Raw genomic sequence first — 19,117 nt, forward strand, 5'->3', positions numbered from 1 at the left:
TGCGGCGGGGCTGATCCGCCGGCCCGAGGGGTCCGCCGACCCGGGACCTTCGGCCCGTTCAGGCGGGGCGGGCGGGTATGGCGGCGTCGCGGGACGTAGACCAGACTGCCTCCGGTAGCGTTCTGGGGTACGCCTTTGTCTGTCTTTCTGAGGGGGAACTGCGGTGCGAGTGACCGGTACCGGGCACGCGAGCATGCGGATCGACACTGCCGCGGGCAGCATCCTGTGCGACCCGTGGGTCAACCCGGCCTACTTCGCCTCCTGGTTTCCGTTTCCGGACAATTCCCAGCTCGACTGGGAGGCCCTCGGCGATGTCGACTACCTGTACGTCTCCCACCTGCACCGGGACCACTTCGACGCGGCGCACCTGAAGCGGTACGTGTCGAAGAAGGCGACCGTGCTGCTGCCCGAGTTCCCCACCTCCGAGATGGAGGACGAGTTCCGCGAGCTGGGCTTCACCAAGTTCCTGAAGACCCGCAACGAGGAGGTCATCGAGCTGGACGGTGGCCTCAAGGTCATGATCCAGGCGTTGACCAGCCCGACCGACGGCCCGATCGGCGACTCCTCGCTCTGGGTGGAGCACGACGGCGTCCGGCTGCTCAACCAGAACGACGCCCGCCCCACCGACCTGAGCGTCTTCGCCGAGCTGGGCCACGTGCACGCGCACATGCTCCAGTTCTCCGGCGCGATCTGGTACCCGATGGTCTACGAGCTGCCGCAGGCGGCGAAGACCGCGTTCGGCAAGCAGAAGCGGGAGCGGCAGTTCGACCGCACCTGGCGCTACATCGACGACCTCAAGGCCGACCACGTCTTCCCGATCGCCGGCCCGCCCTGCTTCCTCGACGACGAGCTGTGGCAGTTCAACGACATCTTCGGCGACGAGGGGAACATCTTCCCCGACCAGTCGGTCTTCCTCACCGAGTACGCCAAGGTCGGCGGCACCAACGGCATCGTGCTGCTGCCCGGCAGCGTCGCGGAGGTCACCGCCTCGGGGGCGACCACGACCCACCCGCAGCCGATCGAGGAGTTCTTCGCCAACAAGGTCGCCCACCTGGAGGAGATGCGCGAGCGCAAGCGGCCGGTCATCGAGGCGGAGAAGGCGTCCTGGCGGCACCCCGAGGTCGACGTGCTCAAGGAGCTGAAGCGGCGGGTCGAGCCGCTGCTGGACGAGTCGATCTACCTGGCCAAGGGCGTGGGCGGGCCGGTCCGCTTCGACCTGGTCGGCTACGACGGCGACAGCGTCGAGTCGATCGTGGTCGACTTCCCGGGCAAGCAGGTGCGACCGTACGCGGACGAGAAGGTGCGCTACCGGTTCCGTACCGAGCGGGCGCTGGTGGAGCACCTGCTGCACATCGGCGAGGTGGACTGGGTCAACTCGCTCTTCCTCTCCTGCCGCTTCTCCGCGGCCCGGATCGGGCAGTACAACGAGTTCGTGTACGCCTTCTTCAAGTGCCTCTCCACCGAGCGCCTCCAGTACGCGGAGGGCTGGTACGACGAGCACGAGCGTTCCGTCGACGCCGAGGACATCACCCTGGGCGACTGGGTGGTGCAGCGGCGCTGCCCGCACCTGAAGGCGGACCTGAGCCGGTTCGGCATCGTCGACGGCGACCAGCTCACCTGCCAACTGCACGGCTGGCGGTTCGACCTGCCCAGCGGGCGCTGCCTGACCAGCGTCGGCCACAAGGTCCGCGCACATCGCGCCGGCGAGGAGCCCCCCGCCCAGCCCGCCGACTAACCAGCACCCCACCTCCCCACCCCCGCGCGCACGCCGCCGCGTGCTGGCGCTCGTGTTAGGAGGGGGCCCCTTTAGTACACCAGGCGTTAATAGGGGGCCCTTCCTTACATCTCCTTAGCGGCCGAGGTCGGCGAGGATGCGTTGGGCGGCGTTGTGGCCGGCTGCGCCGATCACGCTGCCGGCCGGGTGGCAGCCGGCGCTGCCCGCGTACACGCCGTCGATCCCGGTGGCGTAGGGCATCCGGTCGGTGAACGAGACGGTGTTGTCGACGTGGTGGATGTGCCCGCCGGTGATGCCGAAGTGCGCCTCGATGCCGGGCGGGGGCAGCGGCACCGCGTCGGCGATCAGGTCACCGGTGCCCGGGGCGTACCGTTCGCAGATCTCCACCAGCCGGTCCACGTAGCCGGGCAGCGCCTCGGCCCAACTGGTGCCGGCCAGCTCGTACGGCACCGACTGGACGAAGAGCGCCGACGAGTGGTGCCCGGCCGGGTCGGCCAGCGACGGGTCGACGGTGGTGTGCAGGTACCACTCGATGGTCGGCTCCGCCGGCAGCCGCCCGGCCTGCACGTCGGCCCACATCGCGCGCAGCGCCGCCATCGGCGACTCACCCCCGTCGCCGGTCAGCGACGCCGAGCCGGGCAGCAGGTGGATGGTGGAGCCGAACGGGCTCGGTGCCCCCTCGGGCAGGCAGGAGAAGCGGGGCAGGCCGCGCAGCGCCAGGTTGAGCTTGAGCGTGGTGCCGGTGCGCCGGGCCGCCGCCATCCGCTCGGCCAGCGCGGTCGGCAGCGCGCCGTCGGGCAGCAGCCCCATCAGCCGGTACGGGTCACAGGCGCCGAGCACCACCTCGGCGGCGACCGAGCGTCCATCGGCCAGCACGACTCCGGAGGCCGTGCCGCCGTCGAGGGTGATCGCGGTGACCGGCGCGCCGGTGACGATCCGGGCGCCGGAGGCGCGGGCCGCGTCGGCGAAGGTGCGGGACACGGTGCCCATGCCGCCTTCGGCGATCATCCAGGTGCCGCCCGAGCCGGGCAGCCGGCACATGTTGTGCACCAGGAAGTTGTGGCCGGTGCCCGGGTCGTCCGGGCCGGCGTTGAGCCCGGAGAGTCCGTCGGTGACCGCGTACATGCTGACCAGCAGCTCGGAGCGGAAGTCGAAGCGGGCCAGGTAGTCGGCGACCGAGCCGCGTACCAGGTCGACGAAGACCTCTCGCAGCTCGGGCCGGACGTAGCGCTGCGCGGTCTCCTCCACCGGCAGCGGCTCGGTCAGCCAGGCGGGGGCGAGGTCCTCGCGCAGCGCGGCCAGCTCGGCCTGCAACGCGTCGTCGGCGGCCACGTCGGCGGGGGAGAAGAACTCGGTGAGCTGCCTGCGGGTGGCCGCGGTGTCGGTGCCGAAGAGGAGGTACGGCGAGCCGGCGTCGCCCGGGGTGGGCAGGAAGTAGTGCGGGTCGCGGCGCAGCACCGGGATGCGTACGTCGAGCGCGGCCAGCAGCTCCGGCGGCATCAACCCGAGCAGGTACGACCCGGTCGAGTGCCGCAGCCCGGGCACCTTGGGGAAGGGGTTCTCGGTCCGGGTGGCCCCGCCGATCACGTCGGCGCCCTCGACCACCAGCACGTCCAACCCGGCCCGGCTGAGCAGGATCGCCGACACCATGCCGTTGTGTCCCGACCCCACCACCACGACATCAACCCGCCCCGGCACCCCACCGCCACCCGTCACCCCCGCACCATAACCCCTTCCACCCCCTCCCACCCCGGCCACGATCCCGTTGATCATGAGGTTGGCGGCGCTTTGATCTCCGTAACTGCCGCCAACCTCATGATCAACGAGGTGGCGGCCTCTCCTGCCCCTCGGCAAAACGATCCGGGAACGCTCCCGTGTGGCCCGAGCTATCGACTTGGGCCTGCGTCGCTGGTAGAACAGCCAATCATCGTCGCCGGCGATCAAGAGTCGCCCGGCGCGCCTTGTCTCCTCGAAACGAGGTACGTGCGTGGCTGTTCGACGACCACTGATAGCCCTGCTCGCCGCCGTGCTCCTGTTCGGACCGGCCACCGCGGCGACGGCGGCACCGTCCGCCCCGGCCCCCGACGTGGCGATCGAGTCGCCCCGCGGTCCGTCCGACACCGACCTGCCGTTCCACTTCGGGCCGGACCCGCAGGCCCGGTCCTTCGGCTCGCAGGGCTGGCTGCCCAGCCTGCCGGTGCCGTCGGCCCCGTCGGCGAAGCTGCCCGGCAAGCCGCGTAACGATGTCATCCAGGACGTGCCGGTGAATCCGGGTGACGCGTCCATCCCGCTCAATCTGATCCCCTACCACGGAATCCCGTCCGCGTTGCGTGCGCTCCAGCAGAGCAAGCGGATCAACGTGGAGGTCATCGGGCAGTCGGTGCTCGGCCGCGACCTGCACCTGGTGGTGGCCACCTCGCCGATGAGCAACAACGAGTGGAAGACCTGGCAGCACCTCTCCGACCTGCGGTTCAGCGACCCGCGTGCGGCGCAGGCCAAGGTCAGGGCCGGCGGGTACGACAAGTGGCGCACCCCGCTGTTCATCAACAACAACATCCACGGCAACGAGTGGGAAGGCACCGACGCCAGCCTCCAGGTCCTCCAGGAGCTGGCCTTCTCGACCGACCCCGAGATCGCGAAGCTGCTCGACCGGCACGTGATCGCCTTCGTGATCACCAACAACCCGGACGGCCGGGTCGCGGCCACCCGGGCCAACGCCAACGGCTTCGACATGAACCGTGACTACATCACGGCCTCGCAGCCCGAGGTCCGCGCCGTGCGCGCCCAGCTGGTCCGCTACAGCCCGCTGACCATGCTGGACATCCACGGGTACGTCACCTGCACGCTGATCGAGCCGACCACCGGCCCGCACGGCGACAACTACGAGTACGACCTGTACATCAAGCACGCGCTGCGCAACGCGCTCGCCATGGAGCAGGCCGTCCTCGCCACCGGTGAGACCCGGGCCAGCTGCACGAACCCGGACGGCAGCCGTCGCAACGACATCCCGTTCCGGGACCGGACCGACGGCTGGGACGACTGGCCGCCGATCTTCACGCCGATGTACGCCATGTACCACGGCACCATCGGCCACACCGTCGAGGTGCCGCTGAACCCGAGGGGCAACCTGACCGAGGCGGAGCGCCACGAGCGTACCCGGATCAACACCGCCGTCGCGGTGGCGTCGATCAAGGGGAACCTCGGCTACGCCACGGCGAACCGGTCGCAGCTCCTCGCCAACCAGCTCGAATGGTTCCGGCGTGGCGTCGCAGGTGAGCCGACGCGGCCGATCGACGACCCGCTGGCCCTGTCGCTCGGTCGCGGCGACAACGTCAAGACGCACCCGCAGAGCTTCCCGCGCGCGTACGTCATCCCGACCGGCAGCGGTCAGCGCAGCGAGACCGCGGCGGCCCGGCTGGTCCAGTTCATGCTCGACAACGACCTGAAGGTCCACCGTGGCTGGCGGCCGTTCATCCTGGACGGCAAGCTCTACCCGGCCGGCACCTACGTGGTCGACCTGCGTCAGGCCAAGCGCGGCCTGGCCAGCGCCCTGCTTGAGGTCGGGCGGGACGTGACCAACGACTTCAACGCGATGTACGACATCTCGGCCTGGAGCCACGGCCAGCTCTGGGGCGCGACGGTGCAGCGGGTGACCAGGAACGTGAGCCTCGACTTCAAGGGGCTGCTGCCGGTGACCGAGGCCCGGCCCACCGGCTCGGTCGCGCCGGGCAAGCAGTCGTACTACGGGCTGACCGTGGACTCGGTGGCGGGCATCCAGGCCGTCAACCGCCTCCTCGACGACGGGGTGAAGCTGGCCCGTACCGCCAACGGCACCTTCGTCGTGCCCGGCGACGCGTCGGTGGTCCGCCCGGTCGCCGCCGCGTACGGCGTCGAGTTCACCAAGCTCACCGCCGCGCAGGTACGCAAGACCACGCCGGTCTCCCGGACCCGGCTCGGTGTCGCCGCCAACGCCGGTGAGATCTTCGCCCTGCGGCAGATGGGCTTCGAGCCGATCTCGGTGACGCACACCGCGTTCAACTCGGGGACACTGTCCTTCGACGACTTCGACGCCTTCTTCGTCTCCACCACGACGTTCAACCCGGCCAGCCTGGACGCCACGCAGAGCGCTGCGTTCACCGCGTGGCTGGCCGACGGTGGCACCGTCGTGGGTCGGGGGAGCAGCGGGAAGCTCTTCAGCGACCGGGCCGGGCTGCTCGACGTCACGATCGCGGCGGGCCGCAGCGACGCGAACGGCATCGTCAAGGTGGTGAACAACCCGGCGTCGCCGATCACCGGCAACGCCCTGCCGACCGCCTTCGTCGACGCGCCGCAGTACTTCACCCGGGTCGGCGACGGCGTCCGCGTCGACCAGCGCCTCGCCGACGAGGGCTTCTTCCTCGCCGGCCACTGGGGCGGCCAGGCAGCGGCTGCCGGTCAGGCCGTGGTCGTCAGCGGCGTGGCGAAGGGGGCGAACGTGACCCTCTTCGGCACCGAGCCGCTCTTCCGGGCCCACCCCGAGGGCCTCTACCCGCAGGTCGCCAACGCCCTGTGGTGGTGACCTGGGCAGCTCCCGTGTGATCGTCTGCCCCGACCGGTGCGACCAGCACCGGTCGGGGCAGACGCCGGGATACTCCGATCCTGCTGGCGGTGCTGGGCCGGATGTTACGGACGCAGGCCGGCCTCAAGCCGGTGTCCGTCTCCCTGGGACAACCGCACCAGCCTCGGCGCTCAGCCGAAGGCCCTGAAGGTTGTGTAGTCGGGGGAGAGGACGACCTGCACCGAGGCATCGATGTTGGTGAGCGATGGCCGGTGCAGTCGGATCCGTCCATCAGTTCCGGAACGGGTCCAGAGGTCGGGTATCCCGTCGCCGCTGACGTCCGGGATGCCGATTACCGCGTTGTAGGCAGCCTCCGTCCAACCTGTGCCGATTCGGACGTCGCCATCGCGGGAGTTGATCGCCTGCTTGAGCGAGTCCAGGTTCACGCTCAGGGCGACGGGCCCCGGCTTGCCGTGCCGGACGTACAGGGTGCCGGCGTCCAGGTTGCGCCAGATCAGGTCCGGCGTGCCGTCCCGGTCGAAGTCCGTGATGTTGATGATCTCCCGGCGGGCCCAGGCGGTGCCCTCCATCAGCGTCGCCTCCTGGAAGGCACCCCCGGTGTACCCGGACAGTATCCAGAACTGGGCGCCCGAGCGTAGGGCCAGATCCGGGCGCTTGTCCCCGGTGATGTCACCGAGCGCCTTGATCTGCGTCCAGGTTGCCGGGTTCGGTGCGTTGGGCGGCAGGAGGATGCGGATCCGCTGGTCGACGTTGAAACTGCCATAGCCGTCACCGGGGTAGATCCAGAAACCGCCGTCCGGCGTGCGGGCGAACAGATCGGTGATGCCGTCGCCCGGGTAGGCGTCGGAGTGCTTGGTAATCAGGGCTGCCTTGCCGGTGGCCGGGCTGTACCAGTGCCCGGACGGGTTCTGCTGATGCTTTTCGTCGTAGGCGGCGGTGAGGTGGGCGTACAGCTCACCGCCCTCGTCGCCCACGTAGGTGCGTAGGTCGCCGTCCGCGTTGATGACGAGCATGTCGGGGATGTCGTCGCCGGTCGTGTCGGCGGGGCCGTCGGCCGACTTTCGTGGCCGTACATAGAAGGTGTAGTCGGTACGGAGGCTGCGGTTGCCGACGGCGTCGTAGGCGTACACGTGCAGGGTGTTGGGGCCGGCGTGCCGAGGTGCCAGGTCGGGCACGGTGGCCGTGCCGTTGGTGGCCGTCACGGGCTGGGTGCCGATGCCTTCGAAGGCGTAGGTGAAGCTGGTCGCGCCGGCCGCGCTGAAGGTGATCTCACCGGTCTCGCCGAAACTCGCCTTCGCCCAGGTCGCACCATCGGGAGTGGCTTCGAGGAACTTCTCGCTCGACACGGTTGGCGCGGGGGGTGCCGAGGCGTCGATGGTGAGTCGGCAGGGCTCCGTGCCGGGCGGGAAGATGCTCGACGTGGCACCCGCGTGGTCTTCCGCGCGTACGTCCCATGAGTAGGTGGCCTTGTCCTCAAGGCTGGTGGACGGGATGGTCAACCTCGCCTCGCCAGTACTGGTGGCGGTGACCACGGTGCCCGAGGGCACCGTCGACCCGGTCTTCCAAAAGCGGAACCGCAGCGACTTCAGGTTGTTGTCAGGGTCGGTGGCCTTCGCGTACAGCTCGATGTTGGTCCTGGCGACGGTGACGCCGCTGCCGGGGCCAGGCACGCAAGCGCCGCCGGGAGTGCTTCTGCCACCCGTCGGTGCCTTGGGCGGAGTGTTGTAGACGACTGTCAACTCCGCACTGTTGACCTTGAACCGGCGCCAGGTCAACGTGTCGGATTCGCTGGTTGCCTGCATACCTAGCGTGACGTTCGATGCGCCGGCCCGGGCGCCGTACTCCGCAGCCTCCTGCACGTCGAAGCTGACGTAGTCGTTGAGGCAACTGCTGCCGTAGCCGTGCGCGAATGAGAGCCGCTGTTGCACCTTGCTCCAGGTCGGCTGCTTGTTCCAGGTGGTGCCGGAGGAGATGGAGCCGGTACGCCACAGTTCCATCTGGCGGGCGGTGCAGCTCCAGGAGTGGTTGTTGAGCACCTTGAACTTCGCCGAGCTGATCGTCGCGTCCTTGATGTCGTTGCGGAAACCCATCCGCCAGAAGGAGCGGGCGGTGAGTGGGGTGTTCTGCTCGTGGCCCACTCGTGCGTCGGTGCTGCCGGAGTTGAAGTTGGTGCCGTTCCAGGTGTTGGTGCTGGGATGTTGCTTGTAGACGGTGGCCCAGGCTTGCATGAGGCTGTTCAGCGTCGGGTCGAGGAAGAGGGGGAACAGCGCATTCTCGTCGGTGAGGAGGCCGGTGGCGGCGGCGTCGAGGTGCAGGCGTACGTTTCCGGAACCGTCGCCGTCGACGCTGACAGGCATCGGAGCGTGGCGTGCGCCGGGCTCGACGCCGCTGAGACCGGAGAGGCTCAGCACGTCGGCGCTGGTCGCCGTCACTGTTCGGAGAGCGGGCTGGGGAGACGCCGGCTCCTGACCGGAGGAGTCCCAGGCGAACGGAGTGGGCATCGAGCTGATTTCCAGCCCGCTGACACCGTCGAAGATCTGGATGCCGCCGGTACTCGCGTCGTGACGGAAGACCGCCGTCGGGGAGGTCAGGCCGTACGTGGGGGAGCGGACGGCGTCGATCGTGGCCGCCAAGCGGCTCTTGACGATCAGCAACTGCCCGAAGCCGCCCGCCTCCCGGGCGACGAGGAGCAGGTCGACGCCGGGCCGGACCTCGGGGTAGAGGGCACGCGGACCGTCGAGGACCGGCTCCGGCAGCGCGCCGGGCCACAAATAGGTGACGGTGTGACCGTCGATCTCCACTTCGGCGAGCGGGGTGTCGGCCGGTTCCGTGTAAGTGTTCGCGACCAGGCGGAAAGCCTGCGGGGAGGAGCTTGTCCCCGGGGTCGCCCCGGGCTGCGCAGGGCTGCCACCGCTGGCGAAACGTACAGGGGTGGGGGCGTTGACCGGGCGGATGCCGAGGCCGTCGGGGGCTTCGCCGACTCGGGTGAGCGTGGTGTCGATCGGCGCCCACTGCCCGGTGCTGTCCTTGGCGCGTTGGGGGACGGCGTGGGTAACGGTGCGCCACTCTCCCGTCGGCAGCGCCCAGGTGAGCGACGTGGCCGTGGTCGCCGTCCCGACGAGCACCTCCTGACCGGAGCTGAGTGCCTCGGCCATCGCGGTCGCCTCGTCGCGTGGAGGATTCGACGCCGGGGCGGCCTCGGTGGCTGCCTCCGGGCGAGTGCCGGGTTCATCGAACCTCGGCCACCAGGGCAGTAGCGCGGCGACGAGGGCGACCAGCAGGAGGCCCATGGTGCAGATCAGCCGGCCGCGCGTACGCACGAATGGGCTGAGCAGGCGAGGCGCGGTCACGGCGGTCTACTCCCGTGGGGCCGAGTGGACAGGAAAGCGCGGAGAACAGCCTGCCCGTATGGGCCGATGGGCAGGCGCGCGGGCAAACGATCGCACGAAACAAGGGACTGGCGTCCACCCCGTCAATGTTGCCGATCCGTGATCTTCACTGAACGAACATCGACCGTTACGCCGGAATTCGATCTTGTGTGCTGGTTTGATGTAACGGCTTGTCGGACATGGTGGACTTATTTGTTTGATCGCTATCGCGGTGATCGGCGGCTTGCCGCGTCATTAGTCATATGGCGCAGATCACAAGATTGCATTGGTGATCACTTTCGGTGACTTGAGGTCCGAGCTGCCTTGACGGAAAGTGCTCACGCATGTGCCGAACTTGGCGCATGCCCTTTGTGGTTTTCGTACCTTCCTTTCGTCTTCGCGCCTGGGTGGGAGTCGACGCGCATGCGTGGTACCGGTTTGCTGGCCCGGCGGTCGGGTCGTCCCGCCCGTACGGTGTTCGTCCTGGCGCTCTCCACGACCATGGCGGTGACGAGCCTGCCCGCCGCCGCCCTCGCGGTGCCCGGCCCCGGCATGAGCCGTGGCATCGTCGAACTGCCGGAGCTTCCGGAGATCGAGCAGATCGCGCCCGACGAGCAGGCGGTGACGAATCTGCTCACCGACGAGCCGGGGCCGGTGGAGCCGTACGAGCCGACAGCCATCGAGGCGTGGCAGCAGGGCAGCGGGTCCGTGGACCTGACCGGTGTCGCACCCGGCGAGTCCCTGCCTGTTGACGACCTGCCGGTCGCCCTCGGCGTACCGGACGGTGGCGACCCGGCTGCCCTCGGCGGCACCTGGGCCGTCGACCTGGCTGCCCCCGAGGCATCCCACGATGCCGGGGTGTCGGGTCTGATCATGAAGATCACCCCGCCGGCCACCGCCGACCCGGAGGCCGAGGTCGCCCTCAGCGTCGACTACACGCCCTTCGCCGACTTCTACGGCCCGCAGGCCGCCGACCGGTTCGGCGTGGTGCTGCTGCCGGACTGCGTCTTCGACGATCCCGAGGGCGGCGACTGTGCCGACGGCGGCATCGCCCTCCGGGGGATCGAGCCCGGCGACACCAGCGCCCAGGTCGTCTCCAGCGAGGTGGAACTGCTCCCGGTCACCGGGGCATCCGCCCGCAGTGCCCAGATCGCCGGCGTCGACGAGGGCGCTCCCGCCCGCCGGATCGTCACCAGCAGCGTGCCGGTCGGCTCGCTGCTGAGGGCCGAGCCCGCCAGCCGATCGGCACTCGGCGCGCAGGCCGCCGCCACCGGCGGCAACGTCGTCGGTGTGCTGGACACCGGCGCCTCGTCGGCCGGTGACTTCACGGCCACCCCGCTGCTGTTCTCCGGCTCGTGGGCCGCAGGTTCCTCCTCCGGCGCGTTCACCTACTCGTACCAGGTGCAGGTGCCCGAGACGGCCGGCGGCCTGATGCCGAAGGTCGCCCTGTCGTACTCGTCGCAGTCGGTGGACGGGCGCACCTCCGCCACCAACAACCAGGCCTCCTGGATCGGTGACGGCTGGGACTACGCCGCCGGCGCGATCACCCGGACCTACGTCAACTGCCGGCAGGACTCCAAGAAGCCGGGGGCCAACAACACCACCCACCGGACCGCCGACCTCTGTTGGGGCTCGAAGAACGCGACGCTCTCCCTCGGTGGCATGACCACCGAGCTGGTCTGGGACGACAGCACGGGCACCTGGACCACCGCCAACGGTGACGGCTCCAAGGTGCAGCTACTCAAGGACGAGAACCTGGACAACGGCGACGAGGACGGTGAGTACTGGGTCGTCACCACCAGGGACGGCACCCGGTACCACTTCGGCCGGCACCGCCTGCCCGGCTGGACATCCAGCCAGGACGTGACCAACTCGGTCCTCGCCGTCCCGGTCTACGGCAACCACGCCGGGGAGGACTGCTACAAGGCCGGCAACTGGGCCGGATCGGCCTGTAAGCAGGCGTGGCGGTGGTCGCTGGACTACGTCGAGGACATCCACGGCAATGTGATGACTCTCTGGTGGGAGAAGGAGAAGAACTACTACGCCCAGAACTTCAACTTCAAGGAGCCGGTCCGGTACGACCGCGGTGGCCACCTCCTCCGCATCGACTACGGCCAGCGCAACACCAGCGGCAACGTCTTCGCGACCGCACCGCTGGCCCGGGTCACCTTCGACGTCAAGGAAAGATGCTTCGCCGAGGGCTCCCACACCTGCTCCGAATCCAACTTCAACAGCCAGATTCCTCACGACTACCGCATCTGGTACGACACCCCGGCCGACCTGGGCTGCGTCGAGGGTAAAAAATGCTGGAACGCCTCGCCGGCGTTTTTCACCCGCAAACGCCTGGACAAGATCACCACTTCGGCGCAGCGGCGTAGCGGCTCCAGCGCACTGCAAAAGGTGGACGAGTACCAGCTCAAGCAGTCTTTCCCGGTTCTGCTGACCGGCCCCAACACGGCTCTGTGGCTGGAGTCGATAAAGCGCACCGGCTATGGCGCCAGCGGCGCGGTCGACGACAAGGTTTCGCTCAACCCCGTGCGGTTCGTGCACAACGCCGAGGACATGCCCAACCGGGTCCGCAACGACCACCGGCCCAGCTTCTCCCGGCTGCGCATCTCACGGGTGGTCAACGAGTACGGCGGCGAGACCGTCATCACCTACAAGAGGCCCACCGGAGCCTGCTCCGCCGGCTCCGGCCTGCCCGGTGGGGACGACACCGCTGCGCTGAAGGCCAACACCCGGCTCTGCTACCCGAACTTCTGGCACCCCGACCCGGCCAAGGATGACGAGATCGACTGGTTCCACAAGTACGTGGTGGAGTCGGTCGAGGAACTACCCGCCATCGACGGGGCGGCCACCTCCACCGTCACGACGTATGCCTACGCGAACGCCGGCTGGCGCCTCGCCGAGGCCGAGTTCACCAAGAAGTCCCGCCGCACCTACTCGCAGTTCGCCGGCTTCGAGCAGGTCACCGTCCGCACCGGCCCGCCCGTCGCCGAGATGGGCAGCGAGCAGACCAAGTCCGTCACTCGGTACTTCCGGGGCATGGGCGACAGCGTCTCCGTCAAGGACACGCTGGGTACCGGCGACGAGATCGCCAAGGACCGGGAGCCCTTCGCCGGCAGGGTCGCCGAGGAACTGACATACGCCAGCGCCGGCGACTCCGACGCGAACTGGCTCACCCGCAGCGTCACCTACCCGGCAGCCCGGGAACTCGCCTCCCGACCCCGGGACGACGGCCTCAGCCCGTTGAAGGCCTGGCGGGTCACCGACACGAAGCAGAAAGCCTGGGCGAAGTCGTCCGGCACCGGCGACGACAACCGTGTCGAGCGGATCGTCGAGACCCAGACCGTGTACGAGGACACCTACGGCCTCCCGGTCAGGATCGAGTCTCTCGGTGACACCGGCGTCTCCGGCGACGAGTCCTGCACCTCCCTGGAGTACGTGCACAGCACCGCCAAGCACGTCCTCGGCCTGACGAGGCAGGTCCGCACCAGCCCGACGACCTGCACCGCAGCCAACTTCGACGACCTGACCACGCTCTCCTCTGCCGGCCGGGTCGGCTACGACGGCACCGCCTACGGGGCGGCCCTGCCGGCGAACACCCGTGGCCTCGCCACCCAGACCTGGTCGCTGAAGGCGGACGGTTCCGGGTTCCAGAGCGACGGCACCACCGGCTTCGACGCCATCGGCCGGGTGCTGACCCGTACCGACCCCGACGGCAAGACCTCCAGGATCACCTACACCCCCGCCAGCGGGCAGGCGTACTCGGTCAGCGAGGAGAACTCGCTCGGGCACAAGCAGACCCGGGAACTGGACCCGGGCCGCGCCGTCACCCTGAAGACCACCGACCCGAACAACCAGGCCAGCCACGCCGAGTACGACGCCCTCGGCCGCCTCGTCAAGGCGTGGGGCGCGGGCCGTACCCCGTCGACCTCGGCGGTGCCGGACTTCCGCGCCGAGTACGCCCTCCCCGAGGCCAGGGAGGACCCGGAGAACCCGGGCGAGACCATCCGCATCCCGCCGTACGTCACCACCTTCGCCCGTGGGCACGAGGACCGCATCCAGACCTCCGTCACCATCTACGACGGGCTGGGCCGCGAGCGACAGAGCCAGGTGGAGGCCACCAACGGCGGCCGGCTGATCACCGACACCCTCTACAACTCGGCCGGCGAGATCTGGCAGACCAACAACGCCTACTTCGCCGAGGGTTCCCCGATCGGCCAGCTTTTCACGCCGGCATCGGACACGGTGGTGCCCAACGCCACCCGCTACACCTACGACGGCCTCGGCCGGGTCACCAAGGAACTTCCCTACCTGCACGGCGAGAAACAGGAAGACCGAGCCACCGAGTACGAGTACGGGCGCGACCACTCCACGGTGATCAACCCGGCGGGTGCGACATCTTATCGCCTCTACACCGATGGCCTGGGGCACACCACGCGGGTCGACACCTTCCGCGACACCGCCCGGACCGACTTCACCTCGATGCGCTACGAGTACGACGCGCGTGGCCAACTGGTGAAGGCCACGCACTCCGCGAACCCGGTCCCGTGGACCTGGGCCTACGACCAGCGCGGTCGGCTGACCAGGAGCACGGACCCGGACAGCGGTGCCACCACCATGACGTACGACCACCGCGACCGGCTGCAGACCACCACCAACGCCCGCGGCGTCACAATGTGGAACGGGTACGACGAACTGTCCCGCCCGACCCAGCAGCGGCTCGGCGGCAGCAGCGGAACGCTGCTGGCCGACTACACCTACGACACGGTGGCCGGCGGCAAGGGCCTGTCGGCGACGTCGACCCGCTACACCGACGGCCTGCCGTACACCCAGTCGATCGGCGGCTACACGGCGGACTACCAGCCGACCTCGACCACGCTGACGCTGCCGCAGTCCATAGCCACCACGTGGGGGCTGAGCCGGGAGTACCGGTACGACTACAGGTATACCGACACGGGTCTGCCCGAGTCGAGCACGCTGCCGGCGGTCGGCCCCCTGCCGAGTGAGAAACTGCTGGCCCGCTACACCAAGGACGGCCTGCCGCTGTCGGTGTCCGGTCGGGACTGGTACGGCTCGGAGACGGTCTACTCGCCGTACGGGCAGGTGTTGCGCTCCACGCTGGGTGCCCACCCTCATCGGGTGTGGACCATGGCGTCGTACGACGACGCCAGCGGCGCGCTCACCCGGCAGCAGATCTTCCGCGAGGTCGAGGATTCCTACCTCGTCTCCGACCGCGCCTACACCTACGACAGCGCCGGCAACGTCACCTCGATCCGTGAGCAGGCGACCGCCATCGCGGAGCGGCAGTGCTACACCTACGACGCGCTCGGCCAGCTCCGTAACGCCTGGACGTCGAACAGCCAGACGTCCTGCGGCGCCGGCCCGGGTACCGCAACCTCCCCCAATGCGGCGGCGGGCGTCGACGGCACCGGCTACTGGCAGGAGTACGACTACGACCTGCTCGGCAACCGCACCACACTGGTCGAGCGGGACCTTACCGGCCGCACGTCGACCGGCCGGATCGAGACGACGTACGGGTACGGGTACGGCAAGGAGGATGGCGGCGGTGCCCAGCCGCGTACCCTCGACGCCGTCACCAAGAGCTACACCACGCCGCAGGGCGCGGCGATCGTTTCCGAGGCCAAGCGGCTGTACGAGCTGACCGGCGAGACGAAGTCGGTGACGTCCACCAGCAATGGAGACCAGCAGGAACTGTCCTGGACGTACGACGGCAAGGTGGAGCGGGTCACGGGCTCGGGCGCCAAGGGCCGCACGGCGTACGTGGGCCTGGCCGCCAAGTGCCTCGACCTGAACCAGGGCATCGCGCAGCCCAACCAGGCCATCCAGTTGTATCCGTGCAACGGCGGCGCGTGGCAGAAGTGGGCCTTCAACCCGGCTCCGGGGCAGAACAACGGAAACCTCGGCACCCTGTCGGTCTACGACGACAGGTGGTGCGCCCAGCCGGCCGGCACGGCGGCGGGCTCGGCGCTGCGGTTGCAGACCTGCGACGGTACGTCCGACCAGCAGTTCGAGCGGCTCTCCACGGGGCAGCTGAAGCACGTCGCGTCCGGACTGTGTCTGGCCCCGGCCGGCGGTGCTTCGGCGGACAGCACGCCGATCACGTTGGCGGCCTGCGACAGCGGGGCGGCGGCCCAGCAGTGGAGCCCGCAGGACGAGACCCGGCACATCTACGGTCCCGGCGGTGTGCGGCTGCTGACGGTGCAGGGCCGGCAGGCCACGCTGCACCTCGGCGAGGCGCAGGTGACCGTGCACCCTGGTGGTGCGCCGATCAACGCCCAGCGCACCTACTCGACCCCCGGTGGCGCGGTGATGCGGCAGGTGGCCGGGACGGTCGAGCAGCCGTTGACCGTGGTGGCCGGTGACCATCAGGGCAGTCCGTACGCGGAGGTGACCCTCGACGACGGGATGGCGTCGCGGATCCGCAAGCAGGACCCGTTCGGCAACGTGCGGACGGGCGCTGTCAGCGGCGACCTGCGTACCAACCTGGGTTTCCTCGGTGCGGCGCGTGACGACGCGTCGGGTTTCGTGCCGCTGGGGGCACGGCTGTATGACCCGGAGGTGGGTCGGTTCCTCTCCGCGGACCCGGTCCTGGACCTGACCGACCCGATGCAGAACAACGGCTACACGTACGCCCACAACAACCCGGTGACGCACTCGGACCCGTCCGGCCTGTCGGTGGCGTTGACCGCGTCGGAGACGGCGGCGGCGCTGGCGGGTGCGGGCCTGTCGGCGGCGATGATCGCTCAGGCGCAGGCCAACATGGGCAAGTCGCTGATCTCGGTGATCCTCGATTCGGCGTGGTACGTGCTGAAGGAGTTCATCGGGCTCAACGACGCCCTGAACTGCTTCGGCGGTGACATGTGGGCGTGCGGCAGCCTGATCCTCAACGCGATCCCGTGGGGCAAGATCGCCAAGATCCCGGCGGTGGTCCGTGCCATCAACCGGACGATCAGCGCGATCCAGGCGTGGCAGGCGGCGAAGCGTGTCGCCGAGATCGTGCTGGCGGCGGCGCGGGCGGCCGAAGCGGCGGCCCTGAACGCGAAGAAGCTGGCGATCGAGCGGGCGAAGCGGGCGGCCCAGGCGGCGAAGAAAAAGGCCGCCGACAAGATCAATTCAACGAGCAACAAGGCGGCGAACTCGTCAAAGAAGACGGGCAACCCGACGCAGAAAGAGGCCCAGGCCAAGTCCAACCCGAAGGGCTCCTCGGCGGCGTCCAGCGGCAGCGGTGGCAAGAGCGCCAGCGGTGGCGGTGGTGGTGGCAAGGGCGACTCGAAGCCGGGCGGCTCCGAGGGTGCCTCCAACCGCAGCAGTGGCGGCACCAGCGGTAGCGACGCCGGCTCCTCAGGTGGCGGTGAATCCTGCTCCATCCGCAACAGCTTCGTCCCGGGCACCATGGTGCTCATGGCCGACGGCTCGACCAAGCCGATCGAGAACGTCGAGCCCGGTGACGAGGTGGTGGTGACCGACCCGCTGACCGGTCGTCCCGAGGTGGACACGGTCACTGCCACGGTCACCGGAGACGGTGTCAAGCACCTGGTGAAGGTCACCATCGACACCGGCGGCGACCAGGGCACGGGGACCGCCGAGGTCACCGCCACCGACGGCCACCCATTCTGGGTGCCCGAACTGAACGAGTGGATCGACGCCACCGACCTTCAGCCGGGGCAGTGGCTACGCACCAGCACCGGCACGTACGTCCAGATCACGGCGATCGAACGCTGGACCGTCCCCCGCGCCACCGTCCACAACCTCACCGTCGCCAACACCCACACGTACTATGTGCTCGCCGGCACAACGCCGGTCCTCGTGCACAACTGCGGCTTGACCGATGCGGTGCATGCCGAGTACAGCAGAATCACCACACCAGGGTCATCGGACTACCTTTCTATCAGCAAGCGGGGGCCAGTGCTAACGGGCGTCAAGGACGAGGTCACCGGCGATATTGTCACGTCACTAAACCATGGAACTGCGATCGACAATTTGCACCCCAGTCTTGCTGCGCGATTGGGTCCGGATGTTGGATCGCTATACCCCGGCGGGTCGGGAATTCATGGTGAAGTACACGGTCTCAATGAATTGCTCTGGAAACGAGAGTCGGCGGGGCTAAGAACTCAGATCGACGACAGTTTTAGTTTCTATAGCGTCAGGCTTCGAGGGGCGCAACAAGGAATGCAAATCCCGCCGTGTTCCGTCTGCTCTCGGCTCACTCCCTAGCTGTAGGTAAATCATGACTGATGGCAAAGAGTTGCAACCGCGTCGCGTGCCGGACGAGTCGCTAGACTACAACGAGGAACTTTTCTACACCTTTAATGGCGAGAGCTTCACAGGCGTCGGGTACGCCGACGTCCCAGGTCATGGCCTGTCGGAGATATCGTATGTGGACGGGGCGCAGGATGGACCGGCTCGGGATTGGTATCCGTCCGGTCAGTTGAAGTATGAAGCGAACTACAAGGCGAATACCCGTCACGGCGGTACGCGGGAGTTTCGTGAAGACGGATCTCTGGCCTCGGAGATGATCTACGACCATGGCGTGCTCGTTCGATCGGTCACATATGACGGTCAAGGAAAAGTTGTGGATCACTATGATATCTCTGAGAGAGATCCCAACTTTTCGCAGCTACGACGCCTCCATGAGCTCGATGGCTAGCGAAACCGAGGATCCGGAAACCGAGTCGGCGGCAGACGTCAATGTGTCGCCAGATCCGGGTATATCTGAAGCTTTACGCCAGCAGATGTCGTTGCGTAATAAGGTCGACATTGCTAATAGCCTGGTCACTACCCCTGAATTGGTGGCCGGTTTGGACGTCTCTTACGAAGCCGGAACACGCCGAGTGGTGGCCGTGGCCATCGTGGTGGAGTCGCGTACCCTGGAAGTGAGGGATATTTCTGCCGCCCATGGCGAGGTGCGCTTCCCGTATGTCCCGGGATTACTGGCGTTTCGCGAGGTGCCGATTCTCATGGAGGCTCTTGAGAACCTTGCCTGCCGACCCGAGGTGCTGGTTTGCGATGGCTACGGTATTGCCCATCCGAGAAGATTCGGTTTGGCCAGTCACATGGGTGTATTGACTGGATTGCCGTCATTTGGGGTGGCGAAGTCGCCCTTTATCGGGACGTTCGCGGAACCGGGGAAGCGACGAGGTGAATGGTCGCCGATTACTGAGGATGGCGAGACGCTTGGGCGCGTGCTTCGTACGCAGACAGGAATTAGACCGGTATTCGTATCTATTGGACATCGAATTGGTTTGGACCAGGCTACCGACTTAACGCTGATATTGAGCCGTCGATATCGGATCCCGGAGGTGATCCGCCAGGCTGACATTCTCTCACGAGAGGCGCTGCGGAAGCTTCGAGAATAGATCGAAGGGAATGTCGGCTAGTAGGGCAGCCGTACTTCGTGACTTGATCTTGGTGGGGTGTCGGTTGGGAGCC

Annotated in this window: 7 protein-coding genes; 5 read left to right on the forward strand and 2 right to left on the reverse strand. The window is 68.1% G+C overall.

What is annotated here, in order from left to right:
* Positions 1-163 precede the first annotated feature (163 nt).
* Entirely contained in the window at positions 164-1,735 is a 1,572-nt protein-coding gene (locus ACQPYA_RS07845) for a Rieske 2Fe-2S domain-containing protein (protein ID WP_433531967.1), read from the forward strand.
* A 114-nt stretch (positions 1,736-1,849) separates the two neighbouring features.
* On the opposite strand, the gene ACQPYA_RS07850 is transcribed toward ACQPYA_RS07845, so the two are convergent.
* The gene (locus ACQPYA_RS07850) at positions 1,850-3,385 is read right to left on the reverse strand and encodes a phytoene desaturase family protein (protein WP_433533412.1); all 1,536 of its coding nucleotides are present in this window, start codon (positions 3,383-3,385) and stop codon (positions 1,850-1,852) included.
* A gap of 337 nt (positions 3,386-3,722) precedes the next feature.
* On the opposite strand from ACQPYA_RS07850, the gene ACQPYA_RS07855 reads away from it, so the two are divergent.
* On the forward strand, positions 3,723-6,293 hold the full coding sequence (locus tag ACQPYA_RS07855) for a M14 family metallopeptidase (protein WP_433531968.1): 2,571 nt from the start codon (positions 3,723-3,725) through the stop codon (positions 6,291-6,293).
* A gap of 170 nt (positions 6,294-6,463) precedes the next feature.
* Here ACQPYA_RS07855 and ACQPYA_RS07860 read toward each other — a convergent pair whose 3' ends face one another.
* A complete protein-coding gene (locus tag ACQPYA_RS07860) occupies positions 6,464-9,643 on the reverse strand; it encodes a DNRLRE domain-containing protein (RefSeq protein WP_433531969.1) in 3,180 nt (1,059 codons plus the stop codon).
* A gap of 441 nt (positions 9,644-10,084) precedes the next feature.
* Here ACQPYA_RS07860 and ACQPYA_RS07865 point away from each other — a divergent pair, with 441 nt between their 5' ends.
* From ACQPYA_RS07865 to ACQPYA_RS07875, 3 genes are all read left to right on the forward strand, one after another.
* On the forward strand, positions 10,085-17,902 hold the full coding sequence (locus ACQPYA_RS07865) for a ricin-type beta-trefoil lectin domain protein (protein ID WP_433531970.1): 7,818 nt from the start codon (positions 10,085-10,087) through the stop codon (positions 17,900-17,902).
* Positions 17,903-17,915: 13 nt separating this feature from the next.
* Positions 17,916-18,335: a toxin-antitoxin system YwqK family antitoxin gene (locus ACQPYA_RS07870; RefSeq protein ID WP_433531971.1), complete on the forward strand. Its 420-nt coding sequence runs from the start codon at positions 17,916-17,918 to the stop codon at positions 18,333-18,335.
* Between the two features lie 85 nt (positions 18,336-18,420).
* Complete coding sequence (locus tag ACQPYA_RS07875; protein ID WP_433533413.1) at positions 18,421-19,044, forward strand: endonuclease V; 624 nt, start codon at positions 18,421-18,423, stop codon at positions 19,042-19,044.
* Positions 19,045-19,117 lie beyond the last annotated feature (73 nt).

Origin of the sequence: Micromonospora sp. CA-263727 (assembly GCF_050942455.1) — a bacterium.
Classification (GTDB): Bacteria; Actinomycetota; Actinomycetes; order Mycobacteriales; family Micromonosporaceae; genus Micromonospora.